General features: G+C 68.3%; 18 protein-coding genes. 9 read left to right on the top strand and 9 right to left on the bottom strand.

The window, feature by feature from the left end; translation table 11 throughout:
* Positions 1-39 precede the first annotated feature (39 nt).
* Positions 40-981, top strand: a complete 942-nt coding sequence (gene pip / locus ACZLHH_RS03795; protein ID WP_014646006.1) for a prolyl aminopeptidase — start codon at positions 40-42, stop codon at positions 979-981.
* A gap of 197 nt (positions 982-1178) precedes the next feature.
* Here pip and ACZLHH_RS03800 read toward each other — a convergent pair whose 3' ends face one another.
* On the bottom strand, positions 1179-2063 hold the full coding sequence (locus tag ACZLHH_RS03800; protein WP_049463645.1) for a LysR family transcriptional regulator: 885 nt from the start codon (positions 2061-2063) through the stop codon (positions 1179-1181).
* A gap of 105 nt (positions 2064-2168) precedes the next feature.
* Between ACZLHH_RS03800 and ACZLHH_RS03805 the strand changes: the two genes are divergently transcribed.
* Together ACZLHH_RS03805 and ACZLHH_RS03810 are read left to right on the top strand one after the other, a co-directional pair.
* Complete coding sequence (locus tag ACZLHH_RS03805; RefSeq protein ID WP_478478755.1) at positions 2169-3587, top strand: MFS transporter; 1419 nt, start codon at positions 2169-2171, stop codon at positions 3585-3587.
* Entirely contained in the window at positions 3584-4255 is a 672-nt protein-coding gene (locus ACZLHH_RS03810) for a hypothetical protein (RefSeq protein WP_071229183.1), read from the top strand. The genes ACZLHH_RS03805 and ACZLHH_RS03810 overlap by 4 nt, the downstream gene beginning before the upstream one ends.
* Before the next feature lie 312 nt (positions 4256-4567).
* Here ACZLHH_RS03810 and ACZLHH_RS03815 read toward each other — a convergent pair whose 3' ends face one another.
* The 4 genes from ACZLHH_RS03815 to ACZLHH_RS03830 are packed head-to-tail and all read right to left on the bottom strand — an operon-like array spanning position 4568 to position 7437.
* Complete coding sequence (locus tag ACZLHH_RS03815; RefSeq protein ID WP_049463512.1) at positions 4568-5365, bottom strand: N-formylglutamate amidohydrolase; 798 nt, start codon at positions 5363-5365, stop codon at positions 4568-4570.
* A complete protein-coding gene (locus ACZLHH_RS03820) occupies positions 5358-5912 on the bottom strand; it encodes an NUDIX hydrolase (protein WP_010481791.1) in 555 nt (184 codons plus the stop codon). Before ACZLHH_RS03820 ends, ACZLHH_RS03815 begins: the two co-directional genes overlap by 8 nt.
* Positions 5909-6859 carry a 5'-3' exonuclease gene (locus ACZLHH_RS03825; RefSeq protein WP_049463514.1) on the bottom strand — a complete coding sequence of 317 codons (951 nt, stop codon included), beginning with the start codon at positions 6857-6859 and terminating at the stop codon, positions 5909-5911. Before ACZLHH_RS03825 ends, ACZLHH_RS03820 begins: the two co-directional genes overlap by 4 nt.
* Positions 6856-7437, bottom strand: coding sequence for a nitroreductase family protein (locus ACZLHH_RS03830; protein ID WP_049399990.1), 582 nt, complete (start codon positions 7435-7437; stop codon positions 6856-6858). Before ACZLHH_RS03830 ends, ACZLHH_RS03825 begins: the two co-directional genes overlap by 4 nt.
* A gap of 331 nt (positions 7438-7768) precedes the next feature.
* Between ACZLHH_RS03830 and ACZLHH_RS03835 the strand changes: the two genes are divergently transcribed.
* Both ACZLHH_RS03835 and ACZLHH_RS03840 read left to right on the top strand, forming a co-directional pair.
* The gene (locus ACZLHH_RS03835) at positions 7769-10090 is read left to right on the top strand and encodes a DUF1631 domain-containing protein (RefSeq protein WP_049463516.1); all 2322 of its coding nucleotides are present in this window, start codon (positions 7769-7771) and stop codon (positions 10088-10090) included.
* Positions 10091-10142: 52 nt separating this feature from the next.
* The gene (locus ACZLHH_RS03840; RefSeq protein ID WP_032130088.1) at positions 10143-11222 is read left to right on the top strand and encodes an NAD(P) transhydrogenase subunit alpha; all 1080 of its coding nucleotides are present in this window, start codon (positions 10143-10145) and stop codon (positions 11220-11222) included.
* 100 nt (positions 11223-11322) lie between these two features.
* Here the strand turns inward: ACZLHH_RS03840 and ACZLHH_RS03845 are convergent, their stop codons facing one another.
* From ACZLHH_RS03845 to ACZLHH_RS03855, 3 genes are read right to left on the bottom strand one after another with little or no spacing between them, the layout of a single operon-like run.
* Positions 11323-11784, bottom strand: a complete 462-nt coding sequence (locus tag ACZLHH_RS03845; RefSeq protein ID WP_049463518.1) for a DUF3106 domain-containing protein — start codon at positions 11782-11784, stop codon at positions 11323-11325.
* Positions 11785-11787: 3 nt separating this feature from the next.
* On the bottom strand, positions 11788-12114 hold the full coding sequence (locus tag ACZLHH_RS03850; protein WP_032130086.1) for a hypothetical protein: 327 nt from the start codon (positions 12112-12114) through the stop codon (positions 11788-11790).
* Entirely contained in the window at positions 12111-12695 is a 585-nt protein-coding gene (locus ACZLHH_RS03855) for an RNA polymerase sigma factor (RefSeq protein ID WP_080356593.1), read from the bottom strand. The genes ACZLHH_RS03850 and ACZLHH_RS03855 overlap by 4 nt, the downstream gene beginning before the upstream one ends.
* 98 nt (positions 12696-12793) lie before the next feature.
* Here ACZLHH_RS03855 and ACZLHH_RS03860 point away from each other — a divergent pair, with 98 nt between their 5' ends.
* Both ACZLHH_RS03860 and ACZLHH_RS03865 read left to right on the top strand, forming a co-directional pair.
* Positions 12794-13114 carry an NAD(P) transhydrogenase subunit alpha part 2 gene (locus ACZLHH_RS03860; RefSeq protein WP_005408173.1) on the top strand — a complete coding sequence of 107 codons (321 nt, stop codon included), beginning with the start codon at positions 12794-12796 and terminating at the stop codon, positions 13112-13114.
* A complete protein-coding gene (locus ACZLHH_RS03865; protein WP_005412324.1) occupies positions 13111-14571 on the top strand; it encodes an NAD(P)(+) transhydrogenase (Re/Si-specific) subunit beta in 1461 nt (486 codons plus the stop codon). The genes ACZLHH_RS03860 and ACZLHH_RS03865 overlap by 4 nt, the downstream gene beginning before the upstream one ends.
* 318 nt (positions 14572-14889) lie before the next feature.
* Here ACZLHH_RS03865 and ACZLHH_RS03870 read toward each other — a convergent pair whose 3' ends face one another.
* Complete coding sequence (locus ACZLHH_RS03870) at positions 14890-15309, bottom strand: hypothetical protein (RefSeq protein WP_049463520.1); 420 nt, start codon at positions 15307-15309, stop codon at positions 14890-14892.
* A gap of 122 nt (positions 15310-15431) precedes the next feature.
* Here ACZLHH_RS03870 and sufT point away from each other — a divergent pair, with 122 nt between their 5' ends.
* Positions 15432-15983, top strand: coding sequence for a putative Fe-S cluster assembly protein SufT (gene sufT, locus ACZLHH_RS03875; RefSeq protein ID WP_005415385.1), 552 nt, complete (start codon positions 15432-15434; stop codon positions 15981-15983).
* 59 nt (positions 15984-16042) lie between these two features.
* Entirely contained in the window at positions 16043-17137 is a 1095-nt protein-coding gene (locus ACZLHH_RS03880; protein WP_049463521.1) for a branched-chain amino acid aminotransferase, read from the top strand.
* Positions 17138-17255 lie beyond the last annotated feature (118 nt).

Below are 17255 nucleotides of genomic sequence, written 5' to 3' on the forward strand. Positions count from 1 at the left end.
TCTCCTGCCCCGGCAGGGCATCACCCTGGAGCTGCAAGCATGCGTACGCTGTACCCCGCCATCACCCCCTACGACGTCGGCACCCTGAAGGTCGACGACCGCCACACGCTGTACTTCGAACAGTGCGGCAACCCGGACGGCAAGCCGGTGGTGATGCTGCACGGTGGCCCGGGCGGCGGCTGCAGCGACAAGATGCGCCAGTTCCACGACCCGTCCAAGTACCGCATCATCCTGTTCGACCAGCGCGGTGCCGGCCGTTCCACCCCGCACGCGGACCTGGTGGACAACACCACCTGGGACCTCGTCGCCGATATCGAGAAGCTGCGCGAGCACCTGAAGGTGGATCGCTGGCAGGTGTTCGGCGGCAGCTGGGGGTCGACCCTGGCGCTGGCCTATGCCGAGACCCACCCGCAGCGCGTGACCGAACTGGTCCTGCGCGGCATCTTCATGCTGCGTCGCTGGGAGCTGGAATGGTTCTACCAGGAAGGCGCCAACCGCCTGTTCCCGGATGCGTGGGAGCATTACCTCAAGCCGATTCCTTCGGTGGAGCGTCATGACCTGATCTCGGCCTTCCACCGCCGCCTGACCAGCGACGACGAAACCACCCGCCTGGAAGCGGCCAAGGCGTGGGCGGTGTGGGAAGGCGCGACCAGCTTCCTGCACGTCGATGATGACTTCATCAACAGCCACGAAGACCCGCACTTCGCGCTGGCCTTTGCCCGCATCGAGAACCACTACTTCGTCAACGGCGGCTTCTTCGAAGTGGAAGACCAGCTGCTGCGCGACGCACACCGCATCGCTGACATTCCCGGCGTGATCGTGCACGGCCGCTACGACGTGGTCTGCCCGCTGGCCAACGCCTGGGACCTGACCAAGGTGTGGCCGAAGGCGAAGCTGGAAATCACGCCGGCGTCGGGTCACTCGGCGTTCGAAGCCGAGAACGTGGACGCGCTGGTGCGCGCCACCGACAGTTTTGCTTGAGGCAAAACTATCCACGCATTCCACCTTATCCCCGCGCCTGTCGGCGCGCCCCCTTGAACAACAAGGGGGCTCTGCTCCAGACCGGGTTCGGTGCACTGATCAGTAGAGCCAGGCCACGCCTGGCTGCGGTAGTGCCGGCCGCTGGCCGGCAAACCTGAGACGGTTGGATTCCTGGAGGCGCCGGCCAGCGGCCGGCGCTACCACTCCCCAGCCAGCAACGCGTCGGCCAGTACCTGCAGCTTCGGCGAGCATTGCCGCGAGGGCGGATAGATCAGTGACAGTGCACGGCTGCGGCCTTCAAACGGCTGCAGCACGCGCTGCAGGCGGCCATCGGCCAACGCATCGGCCACGGCGAAATCCATCACCTGCACGATGCCGATACCGGCGATGGCCGCTTCCACCAGCGGATCGCCGCTGTCGAACACCATCCGCGTCGGCGGCGTGAACTCGCGCAGTTGCCCGTCCTGCAGGAACTGCCAGTCCACCAGCCGGCCACTGCGCAGGTTGCGCACCGCCAGGCAGGCATGGTCCTGCAGCGCGGCCACATCGTCCGGTGCGCCACAGCGGGCCAGATAGGCGGGGCTGGCCACCGTCACCCAGCGCAGCGGCCGCAATGGCCGCGCGACGATGCGCTGGTCGGCGATGACGCCGGTGCGCAGCGCGGCATCGAAGCCTTCCTCGACCAGATCGACCAGACGGTCGCTGAGCACCGCTTCCACCTGCAGCTGCGGATGCTGTTGCAGCAACGGCGCCAGCATCGGCACCAGCACCTTGCGCCCGAACATCGACGGCGCACTGATCTTCAACGTGCCCGAGGGCGTGCACGGGCGGTCGGCCAGTTGCCGTTCGGCATCGTCCAGGCCGGCCAGCAGTGGTGCCACCTGTTCCACGAACTGGCGGCCATCCGGGGTCAGCGCCACGTTGCGGGTGTTCCGCTGCAGCAGCTTCACCCCCAGCGACACTTCCAGCCGCCCGATCGCGCGCGACAGGCCGGATTGGCTCAGGCCGAGCTGGCCGGCGGCCACGGTGAAACTGCGGGCTTCGGCCACCTGCACCAGCATGCGCACCGCATTGAGGTCCATCGAGGCTCCATTCATGCCGAAAATCATGACAGATATGGTCGGGGAGGGGTTTATTGATTGGCTCGCATCAATGAGACTGCGCTCCCCCACCGCGCCAGACCGCCGATGCCTCCCCTCAAATACCCGCGCTGGGCGCTGACCCTGCTGGCCACCGCCCAGCTGATCATCGCCCTGGATGCCACCATCATCTTCGTTGCCCTGCATGACATGGGCCGCGCGCTGCAGATCAACGCGCAGCAGCTGCAATGGGTGGTCAGTGCCTACACCGTGGCCTTCGGCGGCAGCCTGCTGCTCGGCGGGCGCGCCGCCGACCTGATCGGCCGCCGCCGCTTCTACCGGCTGGGCATGCTGCTGTTCGCGCTGGTCTCGCTGCTCGGTGCGCTGGCGCCGAACGCCACGCTGTTGATCATCGCGCGCGCCGCACAAGGCGTCGGGGCGGCGCTGCTGTTCCCGGCCACGCTGGCGCTGATCAACACGCTGTACGCCGAAGGCCCGGTACGCAATCGTGCGCTGGCGATCTGGAGCATGGCCAGCGCGGTCGGCCTGGCGCTGGGCACGCTGCTCGGTGGCGTGCTGACCCAGGCGTTCGGCTGGCCGGCGGTGCTCGCGGTGATCGTGCCGCTGGCCACGGCGTGCGCGGTCGCGGCCGGTACATGGCTGCCGGCCGATGGTCCACGCGTGCAGGGCCGTTCCTTCGATCTGGCCGGTTGTCTCACTGTCACCGCTGGCGGCAGCCTGCTGGTCACCACCCTGGTGCAAGGGCCGGAGTGGGGCTGGACGGCGCCGGCTACGCTCATCTGCCTGCTGCTTTCAGCCGTATTGTTGACGGTGTTCGTACAGATCGAAAAGCGCAGCCGTGACCCGCTGATGCAGTTTTCGCTGTTGCGCCTGCCCGGCCTCCGCGCCGCGCTGGGTCTGACCTTCGCTTTCATGAGCAGCTATGGCGTGCAGTACTACTTCCTGGCGCTTTACTTCCAGGATGGCTATGGCTGGAGCCCGCTGCAGGCCGGTATGGCCTTCCTGCTGCCGACATTGGTGTGCACCTTCGGCATCCGGATTGCCGAACGCATGCTGCGGCGCCGTTCGCCACGGCAGGTGCTGGCCTGGGGCTTCGCCGCAGGTGCCGTCGGCATCGCCGCGGTTGCGTTGGCGATGCCGCATGGCGCCAGCTACTGGCCGCTGTTGCCGGGCATCGTGGTGCTCAGCATCGGCCAGGGCATGAGCTGGACGGCGATGTGGATCGTGGCCGGGCAGGGCGTGCCGGGTCCGCAGCAAGGCGTCGCGTCCGGCATGGCGGCCACCGCCCAGCAGATCGGCGGCGCCTTGGGATTGGCGGTACTGGTGATGGTCGCCAACGCTGCGCGCGGCACGCAGGCGGCAACCAGCCCTGATGCGTTGCAGGGCATGGTCAATGCACAGTACGGCGCCGCGCTGTTCGCCGCGCTCGGCGTGGTGATCGCGCTGGGCCTGCGCCCGGCGCCGGTAGACTCGGCAGCGACTGCCTGCCTGAGCACCGACGCATGATCGAACTGCTGGATCTGCAACAGACCCTGCATGCCTTCGCTGCCTGCAACGATGACGATGAGGTGTGGAACGCCTTCGGCTGGGTGATGGCCAGCGACGAGGACCTGCTGGCTGCGCGGTTGTGGTTGCCGTCATCCAGTGATGAAGCGCTGGATGACGACGGCGAGCGATCGGCCGCTTCGGCAGCGATGGGGCTGTTCCCGTATCTGGAACCGGCCATGTTTGCCGACGTGCTGGATGTGCAGAAGCGGCAACGCCCGCTGTCGTCGCTGCAGGACTACGCGCAGGCGCTGGCGTACTACACCGAGTACGACGCATTCCAGCAGGTCGAAGGTATCGACGAGGCCCTGGGCGAAGCGGGTGCTGAGGAACAAGCGGAGGCGCGCGAGGCAGGGCTGGGCGCAGGCATCTTCGCTTCCTTCGATCTGACGCTGAAGGCGTGCTCGGAGGGGCAGATCAAAGCCGCAGCGCAGCGCGTGGCGCGCCTGCTGGAGATGCCGGTGGGCGAGGCGTTGGCGCGCTGCCGTGCGTTGCCGCTGGTGCTGGGTGAGGCGCTGGATCGTCGCCGCGCGCAGGCGATCAAGGATGATCTCGAAGCGATCGGTGCGACCGTGCAGGTGCACGGGGTCAAGCCGTTCCCGTGGATGGATGCGCCCGTATTGCGGTAGTGCCGGCCGCTGGCCGGCAACCTCAGGTTCGTTGGATCATTGCAGTTGCCGGCCAGCGGCCGGCACTACCAAGCCTGGGTAAATCACCCGGCGGCCAGCAACTGCGGTTGCAACGCGCTGAAGATCCGCGCCAGCCGCTCCCAAGGATGACTTCGACGCCACCGGTGCGACCGTGCAGGTGCACGGGGTCAAGCCGTTCCCGTGGATGGATGCGCCCGTATTGCGGTAGTGCCGGCCGCTGGCCGGCAACCTCAGGTTCGTTGGATCATTGCAGTTGCCGGCCAGCGGCCGGCACTACCAAGCCTGGGTAAATCACCCGGCGGCCAGCAACTGCGGTTGCAGCGCGCTGAAGATCCGCGCCAGCCGCTGCGCCCATGCCAGCTGCCCGGCGGCATCGGCGATCAGGTCCTGGCGGATCTCCAGTTCCACGTGCACCAGCCCGCGGCCTTCGCCATGCACCGGCACCGCGTAGTCGCTGGTACTGCTGACCGAATACGGTTCGTTGTCGCCCACCACCAGGTCGCCTTCGTCGCGCAGTGCCTGCAGCAGTGCATGCGCAAAGCGCGTGTCCTGGTGGTACAGCACGCCGGCATGCCACGGCCGCTGCGCGCCGTTCATCGCCGGGGTGAAGCTGTGCATCATCACCAGCAGGGTGGGGCGACCGGCATCGCGGCGTGCGTCCAGTTCGGCGTCGATGCGTGCGTGGTACGGCGCGTGGATCGCATCGATGCGCTGTTGCCGCTGTGCCACTGACAGACCGGCATTGCCCGGGACCACGGTGTGGTCGCTCACTTCCGGAATCAGCGTGGGCGAGGCCAGTGGGCGGTTGCAGTCGATCAGCAGCCGCGAATAGGTCTGTTCGATCGCCCAGGCATCCAGCCGTTCGGCCAGCGCGCGGGTGGTGCCGGCAATGCCGATGTCCCAGCCGATGTGGCGGTCCAGTTCGACCTGTGGCAAGCCCAGGCCGGCGAGGGCACCCGGCACCTGTTGGCCGGCATGGTCGGCCAGCAGCAGGTACGGCGAAGCGCCCTGCGGCCGGTGAATCGCGTAGATTGCCGGATCATCGGCGCCGAGCAGCGCCGGCAGCGCATGCAGGTCGGCGTCAGCCACGCGGGCGCCCGTCCAGGTGGTGCTCGATCATCCACAGGCCGGCCCAGAGCTTGGCGTCCAGCTCGTAGCCTTCGCCCATCTTCTGCACCAGCCAGGCCGCGGCCTCACTGCGTGGAATCTCGTGCACGGTGATGTCCTCGCTGTCATCACCGCCACCTTCGCCGATCCGGCGCAGGCCGGTAGCGCGGACGAAGGCGATCTTCTCGCTGCTGGCGCCGGACGACGTCGGGCCGATCATCAGCACTTCGGCGTGATCGGCGGTCCAGCCGGTTTCTTCTTCCAGTTCGCGCACGGCCGAGACTTCAATCGATTCGCCGGCGTGGATGTCGCCGACCAGGCCGGCCGGCATCTCGATGGTGGGTGCCTGCAGCGGCACGCGGAACTGCTCGACGAACAGCACCTTGTCCTCAGGGGTGACGGCGATGATGATCGCGGCCAGGCCACCGGCGTGGGTACGTTCGCTGTATTCCCAGGTGCCGCGCACCAGCATGCGCTGGTACTTGCCTTCATAGACGACACGCGGGGCTTCGGTGTTGCGCTGGCTCATGCGGGCTCGCTGGAATTGGAAAAGGATGGAGTGGGAACGGGGTCGGCCACACCGGCGGCATCGAACAGCCGGCGGCGGGTCATCGGGCCGAAGCGCAGGGTCTGGCACAGGCCACCGAGCAGCTCCGGGTCGGCCGCCTGGCGCAGCAGACCGGGTTGGCTGCCTTCCAGCGGCGCGTCCAGCGCGATGGTGGTCAGCTGGCGCCAGAGCTGGGCGTGCTCGCGCTGTTCGCGCAGGCGCACCGCCATCTGTGCCGCGCCGCGCAGGCGCAGGAACGGCACTTCGTCCAGGCGTTCGTACAGCGCATCCATGCTGCCGAAGTGGGCCAGCAGCACGGCGGCGGACTTGCTGCCGACACCACTGACACCGGGAATGTTGTCCACCGCATCGCCGCACAGTGCCAGGTAATCGGCGATCTGGTGCGCGTGCACGCCGTGCCGCGCCTTCACTCCGGCTACGTCCCAACGCTGGTTGCGTGCGTAGTCCCACTGCTCGTCGTGATCCAGCAGCAGCTGCGACAGGTCCTTGTCGGCGGAGATGATCACCCCGCGGTGGCTGCCACGGTGCACGTGCAGGGCGCTGCCGATCAGGTCATCGGCTTCGAATTCGTGGTGGGCCAGCACCGCAAGGCCCAATGCCGCGCACAGCGCCTTGCAGTGTACGAACTGGCGCTTGAGCGCCTCCGGTGCCGGGTCGCGGTTGGCCTTGTAGGCCGGGTACAGGCGATGGCGGAAGCCGCTGTCGAGCGCTTCGTCGAAGGCGATGGCGATGTGCCGGGGGCGCTCGCGCTCCAGCAGGTCCAGCAGGAAGCGGGCGAAGCCGTGCACGGCGTTGGTCGGCCAGCCCTGCGCGTCCTGGAACTGGTCCGGCAGCGAGTGCCAGGCGCGGAACACGTAGATGCTGGCGTCGACCAGATACAGCGACGGCGGCGGAGCCGGCAGGCTCATGCCGGCGGCGTCCAGTCGCGCAGCAGGGCCGCCGGATCGGGGCGCTCGCGCTCAGGTACATCAGCCTTGGGTGTACCGATGTGGATGAAGCCGGCGATGCGTTCGCCTTCGACCAGGCCCAAGTGGGCCTGTACCGCCGGATCGAAGGCCATCCAGGCGGTCAGCCACTGCGCGCCGAAGCCCAGCGCCTGCGCGGCCTGCAGCAGGGCGAAGCAGACGCAGCCGGCGGTCATCAGCTGTTCCTGCTCGGGCACCTTCGGGTCCGGCCGCGGGCTGGCCACCACCACGATCACCAGCGGCGCATGGCTGAAACGCTGGCGGTCCTTCTCGAATACCGCCTCGCCCGCATGCGGGTCGCGCTGGCGGCTGCGCTCGGCCAGGAAGTCGCCCAGAGTGTGACGTGCATCGCCGGCGATCTTCAGGAAGCGGAACGGTACGCGCTTGCCGTGGTCGGGCACGCGCACGGCCGAGGCCAGCATGCGCTGCAGGGTGGCTGGATCCGGTCCGGGCTCGCCCAGTTGCCGCGAGGGCACCGAGCGGCGGGCATCCAGGGCAAGCAGGGCAGCGGGGTCGGGCATGGAGTCTGAACCGGTCATCACGGGTGTTTGATTATAGTCGGGGTGGTCAATGACGCCGTCTGTGTCGCGTCCCGCCCCTGAATATCAAACTGTGATGAACATCATGCCACTGGCGGGAAAGGGACGACCGCTTCCTCTCGCCTCGTGGGCCTCGCACGGCTTACGATATCTATCTTGCCGGGCCGCCGGTCATGAGGTTTGAAGTGAGGACTGTTTCACTGTCCGTGACGGGCTGGCCGGCCTACCATCGACGTACCGGCACATGGGGTGTGCCGGCCGTCGCGATGTCCATGCTGTCTGTCGTACCAGAGAAGGTGGGGAGCCTTCCCGAATGATGAGCGCGCCCACACCGATGGGATCGCCGGGCCGTGACCCGGTCCAGCTTCAGCGTGCCCGGGACATGGTCCTGCCGGCGCTGTGCCAGGCGTTCGGGGCCGCACTGGCGCGTTTCGACGATGCACTGTTCGACCGCGCCGGCAATGCTGGCTCGTCGCAGCTGCTGTTCCTGGATGCGATGCGCGAGCTGCGCCGTCGCCGTGAGGACATCGCCGCCGCCTTCGCCGGCCACCTGCAGCGGGCCTGGGATGCACTGGCCAGTGGCGAGCCGTTGTCGGCCGAAGCCACCCTGTCCGGGCCGGCCGAGGATGGCCTGAGCCTGCTGGCTGAACATGTACTGGAATCGCGGCTGGCGGTGCGCAATTTCGCCACCGTGCTGCTGCGTGACTTCAAGCCGGTGCTGGCGCGGCTGGACCGCCGCCTCGGCCGCCTGATCGGCGGCGCCGAGCTGGATGCCGATCACAACCCGGTCAGCCCCGAACATCTGGGCGTGGCCATCCATGAGGCCTTTGCCGGCTGCGAACTGGCGCCGGAAGTGCACCTGGTGCTGATCAAGCTGTGCGAGCGTGACCTGCGCGCGCCGGTGGGCCGCATCTACGAGAAGCTGGACGAGCAGCTGGCCGCCGCTGGCGTGATGTCGCAGATGGGGGCGCCGCGGCGTCCAATGTCTGCCGCGCCCGACCCGCGCATGGCGCCCGGGTCGGACGATCTGGTCGAGCCGCGCCACGCGGCGGGCTTCGAATCCGAATTCAGCGATGATGAACAGGCCGCGCCGGCCTGGGCACAGCGCTTCGCTGCGCGCTGGTCCGAGCGCCGTGGCCACATGCAGCAGCACCTCGGGAGCGAGGATGCCGGCAACGGCGAGGCGTATGCCGGCCAGCAGGGAATGCTGCTGGAGGCCCTGCATGAGCTGCTGCAGCAGACCCGTCACGTTCGCGAGGACGCCACCTCGGCAGCGCAGGTCGCGGTCGGCCAGCACCGCCCGTTGAGCCAGCGCGAGATGATGTCGGTGCTGTCGCTGCTGCAGGCCACGCCCAGCGCCACCCTGCGTGCGGCCATCGGCGAGGACGGCGAATCACTGGCGCAGCGGCTGAAGAGTGAAGTGCTGTCCAGCGCCACCCGTCTCGGCGTCGATCCTGGCCAGACCCGGCTGGACCCGCAGGACGAAGATGCGATCGATCTGGTCGGCATGCTGTTCGACGTGATGCTGGACGAACGCGAACTGGAAGGTCGCTCGCGCGAGCTGATCGGCCGCCTGGTGGTGCCCTTCGTCAAGGTGGCGATGCTCGACCGCCGCATGTTCGTGCAGAAGACCCACCCGGCCCGCAAGCTGCTCAACTCGCTGGCCGAAGCCTGCGAGGGCAATACCGGCGAAAGCCAGGCCGAGCGCATGCTGATGGCCAAGGTCGAGGAAATCATCGAGCGCCTGGTGGCCGAGTTCAACGAGAACCTGGCGATCTTCCTGACCCTGGAAGAAGAATTCCGCGAGTTCCTGGTGCAGCATCGCCGCCGCGTGGAGATCGCCGAGCGCCGCGCCGCCGAAACGCAGCGCGGCCAGGAGAAGCTGGAAATGGCCCGCAGCCGGGCGGGTGCCGAACTGGATCGCCGCATCGGCGATGCCACCCTGCCGCCGGCCATCGCTGAGTTCCTGCGCCAGCCATGGCAGCACCACCTGACCCTGGCGCTGCTGCGCGAGGGCGAGGAGGGCGCGTCGGTGGCCGAGGCACTGAGCCTGGCTGACGGCCTGCTGGAGGAAGTGGCCGAGGCCCGCCGCCAGATCGTCGGCAAGCCGTGGCTGCAGGCCTGGCAGCCGGTGCTGGCCAAGGTATTTGCCAGCGTCGGCGTGCACGGCGATGCCGCCACCGGTGCCATCGACGCCCTGCACGACACCCTGCAGGGCATTGCGGAATCGCGACCGGAACTGCAGCGCGCGCTGCCGGAGCTGCCGCAGGTTGCCTTGCCGGCGCCGCCGGTGGCTGAGTCGCCAGCGGTGGAGCTCGGCGGGCAGATCGACGCCGACGATTTCGACAACGCCGACGCCGACCGCTTCCGCCGCATGGAAATCGGCAACTGGCTGGACTTCGTCGACAAGGACGGCAAGGTGCAGGCCGGCAAGCTGTCCTGGGTCAGCCCGATTTCCTCGCGCCTGCTGTTCGTCAACCGCCGCGGCGTGCGCTTCTGCGTGGCCTCGCCGGAAGAACTGGCAGTGATGGTGCGGCTGGGCCGCCTGCGCGCCCACGTCGACGATGGCGCCTTCGACAGCGCGATGCAGGGTGTGATCGATCGGCTGGACCCGGGCAGCGCAACACTGCACTGAGCCGTGGCCGCCTGCTAGGATCGGGAAAACTCACCGATCAGCGGGGACCTGCATGGCCGTGGCGTTGCTGGGGATCAAGGAGACCGCGCCGGGCGAACGGCGCGTGGCGTTGACGCCGGAAACCGCGCGCAAGCTCGGTGCCTTGGGCATCACTGTCTGGTATGAGGCCGGCGCCGGTCTGGCGGCGGGATTTACCGATGCTGCCTATGACGACGCCGGTGCACGTGTGTTCGATGTAGGTCGCTGGGCCGAGATCGATATCCTGCTGTGCGTGCAGGCACCGCCGGTGGCGGTGCTGGAGCAGCTCAAGCCCACTGCCAGCGTGGTCGGCCTGCTGACCCCGGCCAGCGATCCGGCGCTTGCGGCATTGGCCGCTGGCGACCGCCTGCACCTGTTCCCACTGCAGCAGCTGCCGCGCACCACCCGCGCGCAGGCGATGGATGTACTCAGCTCGCAGGCCGGCATGGCCGGTTACAAGGCGGCACTGATCGCGGCCGAGCGTGCGCCGCGTTTCTTCCCGATGCTGACCACCGCCGCCGGTACCGTGCGCCCGGCCAAGGTGCTGGTGATCGGTGCCGGTGTGGCCGGTCTGCAGGCCATCGCCACCGCGCGTCGTCTCGGTGCACAGGTGGAAGGTTTCGACGTGCGCCCGGAAACCCGCGAGCAGATCCAGTCGCTGGGCGCGCGCTTCCTTGATCTTGGTGTGAGTGCAGCCGGTGAAGGCGGCTATGCGCGTGCGTTGACCGATGAGGAACGCGCCGAGCAGCAGCGCCGGCTGGCCGACCACCTGCGCAGCGTGGATGTGGTGATCTGCACGGCAGCGGTACCGGGGCGACCGGCGCCGACGATCGTGACTGCCGCGATGGTGGAAGGCATGGCCACCGGCAGCGTCATTGTCGATCTGGCGGCAGAGAGCGGCGGCAACTGCGCACTGACCCAGCCGGGGCAGTGCATCGAACATCAGGGCGTGACCATCGATGGCCCGCTTGGCCTGGCCAGCCGCGGCGCGACCCAGGCCAGCGAGATGTACGCGCGCAACCTGCTCAACTTCGTCGCCTTGTTCGTGCGCGAAGGGGAGCTCAGTTTCGACTGGGACGACGAGTTGCTGGCGAAGACACGCTGGCAGGCGTGAGCCGGTAGCGCCGGTTGCCTTCCCGGTAGATCCACGCCATGCGTGGAGGAACGGCCCAGCGTGCGGACCAGGGTCCGCACCCACCCTGCGGATGCCGGCGTTACCGCGGCTTCGCCGGCGGCGGGTTGTCGCGCACCCAGTCCTTGCGTTGTTCCGGCGTCATCTGCGACCAGCGCTCGCGCAGGGCGTCGCGCTGTTCCGGCGGCATGTTCCGCATCTGACCGAACAGGGCCCGGGCCTGCTCACGCTGTTCCGGGTTCATGTGCTCGAAGCGGCGCAGGCCACGGCGGGCCTTGTCGCGCTCCTCCGGGCTCATCGATTGCCAGCGCTGGCCATGCGAAAGCATGCGCTGGCGCTGGCCGGCATCGGCGCTGTTCCAGCGGTCGCGCAGCGGCGCCAGCAGGGATTCGCGCTGCGCTTCGCTGAGGTGTTCCCACGCCGGCAGCGGTGCGGCCGGCGCAGGGCGTGCGGCAGGGGCGGGCGCGGCGCTCTGCGCCAGGGCCGGGAAGGCCGGCAGCAGCAACAGGGTCATCAGCAGGGGCAGGGTGTGCAGTCGGGACATGATTCACTCCATCGCCAGGTCGGTATCGCCCAGCCACAGGTACAGATCGGGATTTTCGTCGTAGAGCGCGCTGTTGTCTTCCGCCGAGGCAAGCACAGGTGCCGGCGCAGGGCCCGTCAGGGTGCCGTGGCCGGTGAACTGCAGGCCGATACCCAGTGCCACCACCAGTGAACAGGCACTGGCCAGCCACCAGCGCCAGCGCCCGCGATGGGCGGCCGTGGCGCCGTGGCGAGCCTGGCGCAGCCGGGCCAGCGTTGCCGGCGACAGCGCGTGCAGCGACTGCGCGTGCAGGCTGCGCAGGGTGTCATCGGAAGGCAGGGAGCGGTTCACGGGTGGGTCTCCAGATAATCCTGCAGCGCCTGGCGGGCGCGTGCCAGATGGGTTTTTACCGCGCCTTCGCTGCAGCCCATGGCGCGGGCGGTGGTGGCCCCGTCCAGGTCCTGCAGCACGCGCAGGGTGAAGGCCTCGCGCTGGCGGGCGGGCAGGCGGCGCAACGCGTCCACCAGCTGTTGGTACTGCTGGCGCTGTTCGTGCGCCTGTGCCGGGTCCGGGCCGGGGTCGGCCCAGTCGATCTCGCCGCCGTCGGCGTCCTGGTTGTCGCGCCAGAACGGCAGTCGGAAGCGGCGCCGGCGCTGCACGTCGATCACGCGCCGGCGCAGGATGCTCCAGAACAGCGGGGCCCATTCGGCAGCCGGCTTGTCGGCGTAGTCCAGCATGCGCAGCAGCGCGTCCTGCACCGCGTCCATGGCGTCTTCGCGCTGGCGCAGGCCGGCCTCGGCGAAGCGGAACGCGCGCGGGCCAACACTGGCCAGGAACGCCTCCAGCGACGCCGGCAGGGCATCGGTCTCGGCGCTCGGGGGGACGGGGCTGCTCACCAGCACAGGGTACGGTTCCTCGCTCGGGGTCACCATCGACAACGCGTGAGCGCGGCTTCGGTTGACGCCGGGCGCGCACCGGGTTCAGCCCATGGTTATGATGGGACGACGAAGACAGAGCAGGAGCGTTGCCGGTGAGTGACGGGTTCGTAGCGCTGTACATCTTCATGCTGGCAGCCATCGCCGGCCACGTGATCATTTCGCGGGTGCCGGTGATCCTGCATACCCCGCTGATGTCGGGCTCCAACTTCATCCACGGCATCGTGCTGATCGGTGCAATGGTGGTGCTGGGGCACGCGCAGACACCGCTGGAGAAAGCTCTGGGCTTCCTCGCCGTGGTGCTTGGTGCCGGCAACGCCGCCGGTGGCTACGTGGTCACCGCGCGCATGCTGGAAATGTTCAAGCCGAGCGCGCCCAAGGGCGGCAAGGACGAGCCGAAGGAGCCGCAGGCTTGAACATCAGCACCGTCGAACTGCTCGATTGGCTGGTCAAGGCCAGCTACCTCGTCGCCGCCACGCTGTTCCTGCTGGGCCTGCAGCGCATGGCCTCGCCACTGACCGCGCGCAGCGGCATCCGCTGGGCCGGGCTGGGCATGCTGCTGGCCACGGCGGCGACCTTCTTCCTTCCCGAACTGCACAACGTGCCGCTGATCCTGGTGGCGCTGCTGCTCGGCGCGGGCCTGGCCTGGTGGTCGGCCGGCAAGGTTGCCATCACCGACATGCCGCAGATGGTGGCGCTGTACAACGGCATGGGCGGTGGATCGGCGGCGGCGATCGGCGCGGTGGAGCTGCTGCGCTACGCCTTTCTTGCCAACCGCGATACCAGCCACTGGAGCGCGCAGGCGCTGGCCGACCTCGCCGCGCGCCAGCCGTCGGGCACGGTGCTGCTGCTGGCGGTGGTCGGCGCAGCGATCGGCGCGGTGTCGCTGTCCGGCTCGGTGATCGCCTGGGCCAAGCTGGATGGACGCCTGGACAAGCGCGTGACCTGGCCGGGCCAGCAGGTGATGAACCTGCTGGTGGCGCTGGCGGTGGTGGTACTGGCGATCATCGCCGCCAGCACGCTCAGCACCTGGGCGATCGTTGCCTTCTTCGTACTTGCGCTGGCGCTGGGCGTGCTGATGACGCTGCCGATCGGTGGCGCCGACATGCCGGTGGTGATCTCGCTGTACAACGCGTTCACCGGCCTGGCGGTGTCGTTCGAAGGTTACGTGCTGGGCAACGAAGCATTGATCATCGCCGGCATGATGGTCGGCGCGGCGGGCATCCTGCTGACCCGGCTGATGGCCAAGGCGATGAACCGGCCGATCCGCAACGTGCTGTTCTCCAACTTCGGCGGTGGTGCTGGTGGCGAAGCGCAGGCGATCAGCGGCTCGCAGAAGCCGATCGAAGCGGCTGACGTCGCCGCGATGATGGCCTTCGCCGAGCGCGTGGTGATCGTGCCTGGCTACGGCATGGCCGTGGCGCAGGCGCAGCACAAGATCTGGGAGCTGGCGCAGCGGCTGGGCCAGCGCGGGGTGAAGGTGAAGTTCGCGATCCACCCGGTGGCGGGGCGCATGCCGGGGCACATGAACGTGCTGCTGGCCGAGGCGGGTGTGCCCTACGACCTGATCGCGGACATGGACGACATCAACCCGGAATTTGCCAACACCGATGTGGTGCTGGTGATCGGCGCCAACGACGTGGTCAATCCGGTCGCACGAACCGATCCGGCCAGCCCGATCTACGGCATGCCTGTGCTGGACGTGGTCAATGCGCGCAACGTGGTGGTGATCAAGCGCGGCAAGGGCACGGGCTTCGCGGGCATCGAGAATGCGCTGTTCTACGCCGACAACACCCGCATGCTGTATGGCGATGGTGCGGAAGCGGCGGCCTCGCTGGTGAGCGAACTGAAGGCGCTCGACGGCGGGCATTGAGCGGCGGCTGCATCGGGTAGGTGCGGACCTTGGCCCGCACGCATTTGCCGGCCAGCGGCCGGCACTACCCCCATCCACGCATGGCGGCTGTGCCCGGTAGGTGCGGACCTTGGTCCGCACGTTTCTGCCGGCCAACGGCCGGCACTACCGAATCCCTGCGTGGTGGTTGCATCTGGTAGGTGCGGACCATGGTCCGCACGGTTCTGCCGGCCAGCGGCCGGCACTACCCCCATCCACGCATGGCGGCTGCGCCCGGTAGGTGCGGACCTTGGTCCGCACGCATTTGCCGGCCAGTGGCCGGCACTACCTGCCGGTGGGTCAGCGCGCCAGCCAGGCGCCCACGGCCAGGCCCAGGGCCAGCCACAGCCACTCCACCGCGCCATTGGCCAGGGTGATCAGGGTCCAGGCCAGGTGCGGGCCCATCCGCATCGTGGCGTCCCACAGGTCCAGCCCGATCGAGCCGCCCATCCAGGCGCTGGCGATGGTCCAGTTGGCCACGGCCGCCACCAGCAGGGTGCCCACCACGACCAGCACGATGCGCAGCCGGCCCGGGCCGAGCGTACCCATGCGCAGCATGAACACCAGTTCCAGGGCGGTCAGTACCGCCATCCAGCCGACCTGCCGGCCGGTCATCAGCGCCAGCACCATCCAGGCAAGGGGAGCAACAAGCAGACCCAGCAACAGCATGATGGGCCAGAGCCAGGTCACGGTCCTGGCACGCGCGGCATTGGAGGACATCGAAGCTCCCTGAAGATCACCCACAGGATACTGTGGTTTGCCGCAGTGCACCGGCGGCGGCAGGGCGGCTGGGCTAGAATGCCGTCTTGCGTGGCCTTGGCCACGGCCCCATATCGGTCCCCATGTATTCCCGTAGCAGCGAACCTGTCCACTTCGAACGCGATTGCGAGGCCGTGATGGTCCCGCAGGGCGACACCGTGACCCTGCCCGCCGGCAGCTATGGGTACATCACCCAGGCGCTGGGCGGCAGTTATTCGGTGTTCGTCGAGGGCAACCTGTTCCGCATCGCCGGCAAGGACGGCGACGCCATCGGCAAGGAGGCACCGGCACCGCTCGAGCTGCCGGCTGACGCCACCGATGAACAGGTGGAACAGCTGGTGTGGCAGCAGCTGCGCACCTGCTTTGATCCGGAAATTCCGGTGAACATCGTCGAACTGGGCCTGGTCTACGAGGTCGAGATCAAGCACCTGGACGAAGGCAAGCGCGAGATCGACGTGAAGATGACCCTGACCGCACCGGGCTGCGGCATGGGCGAGATCCTGGTCGACGACGTGCGCAGCAAGCTCGAAATGATTCCGACGGTGGCCGAGGCCGACGTCGACCTGGTGTTCGACCCGCCGTGGAACCAGCACATGATGTCCGAGGCGGCCCGGCTCGAGACCGGCATGCTTTGACCCACGGCCCGCAGTGGCGCGGGCCGGGCATTACCCGCAACCAGAACAGGAAATCTCCGGTGTCCCAGTCCATTCCCAGCTTCGCCGTCACCCGTTCGGACCACCCGCGCAGCGCTGAAGAGCGCGCCCAGATCCTGGAGAAGCCGGGTTTCGGCCTGCACTTCACCGACCACATGGTGGAAGTGCGCTGGGACAAGGACACCGGCTGGCACAACGCCAACGTGCGCGCCTATGGCCCGCTGCAGCTGGACCCGGCCGCGGCCGTGCTGCACTACGGCCAGGAAATCTTCGAGGGCATCAAGGCCTACCGCCATGCCGACGGTTCGATCTGGACCTTCCGCCCGGATGCCAACGGCCGTCGCCTGCAGCGTTCGGCGCAGCGCCTGGCGCTGCCGGAACTGCCGGTGGAGATCTTCGTCGAATCGCTGAAGCAGCTGATCGCCGTCGACAGCGCCTGGGTGCCGTCGGCCGATGAGTCGAGCCTGTACTTCCGTCCGTTCATGATCGGCGACGAAGCTTTCCTCGGCGTGCGCGGCGCGCACAAGGCCGGCTACTACGTGATCGCCAGCCCGGCCGGCCCGTACTTCGCCAAGGGCGTCGCCCCGGTGTCGATCTGGCTGTCGACCGAGTACGCACGTGCGGCCAAGGGTGGCACCGGTGCCGCCAAGTGCGGTGGCAACTACGCCGCCTCGCTGCTGCCGCAGCAGAAGGCACAGGCACAGGGCTGCTCGCAGGTGCTGTTCCTCGACCCGGTCGAGGGCAAGTACCTGGAAGAACTGGGTGGCATGAACGTGTTCCTGGTCTACAAGGACGGCACGCTGGTTACCCCGCAGCTGTCGGGCAGCATCCTCGAAGGCATCACCCGCGAGAGCATCCTGCAGCTGGCCCGCGACCGCGGCATGAAGGTCGAAGAGCGCAAGGTCAGCATCGACGAGTGGAAGGACGGCGTTGCCTCCGGCGAGATCACCGAAGTGTTCGCCTGCGGCACCGCGGCGGTGGTCACCCCGATCGGCCAGCTGAAGGGCGAAGGCTTCTCGGTGGGCGACATCAACGCACCGGCCGGCGAAGTGACCATGTCGCTGCGCAAGGAATTGACCGACATCCAGTACGGCCGCCTGCCGGACCGCCACAACTGGCTGGTCAAGCTGGGCTGATCGCCCGCGTTGAACCGGTAGCGCCGGGCCATGCCCGGCGGCTCTTCTTGAAAGCCCGTTCCAGTGACGGGCTTTCTGCGTTGTGGGCCCGCCCGTCGACGGCAGCAGACGGGCGATT

This window comes from Stenotrophomonas sp. 28608_Sma (genome assembly GCF_056486185.1).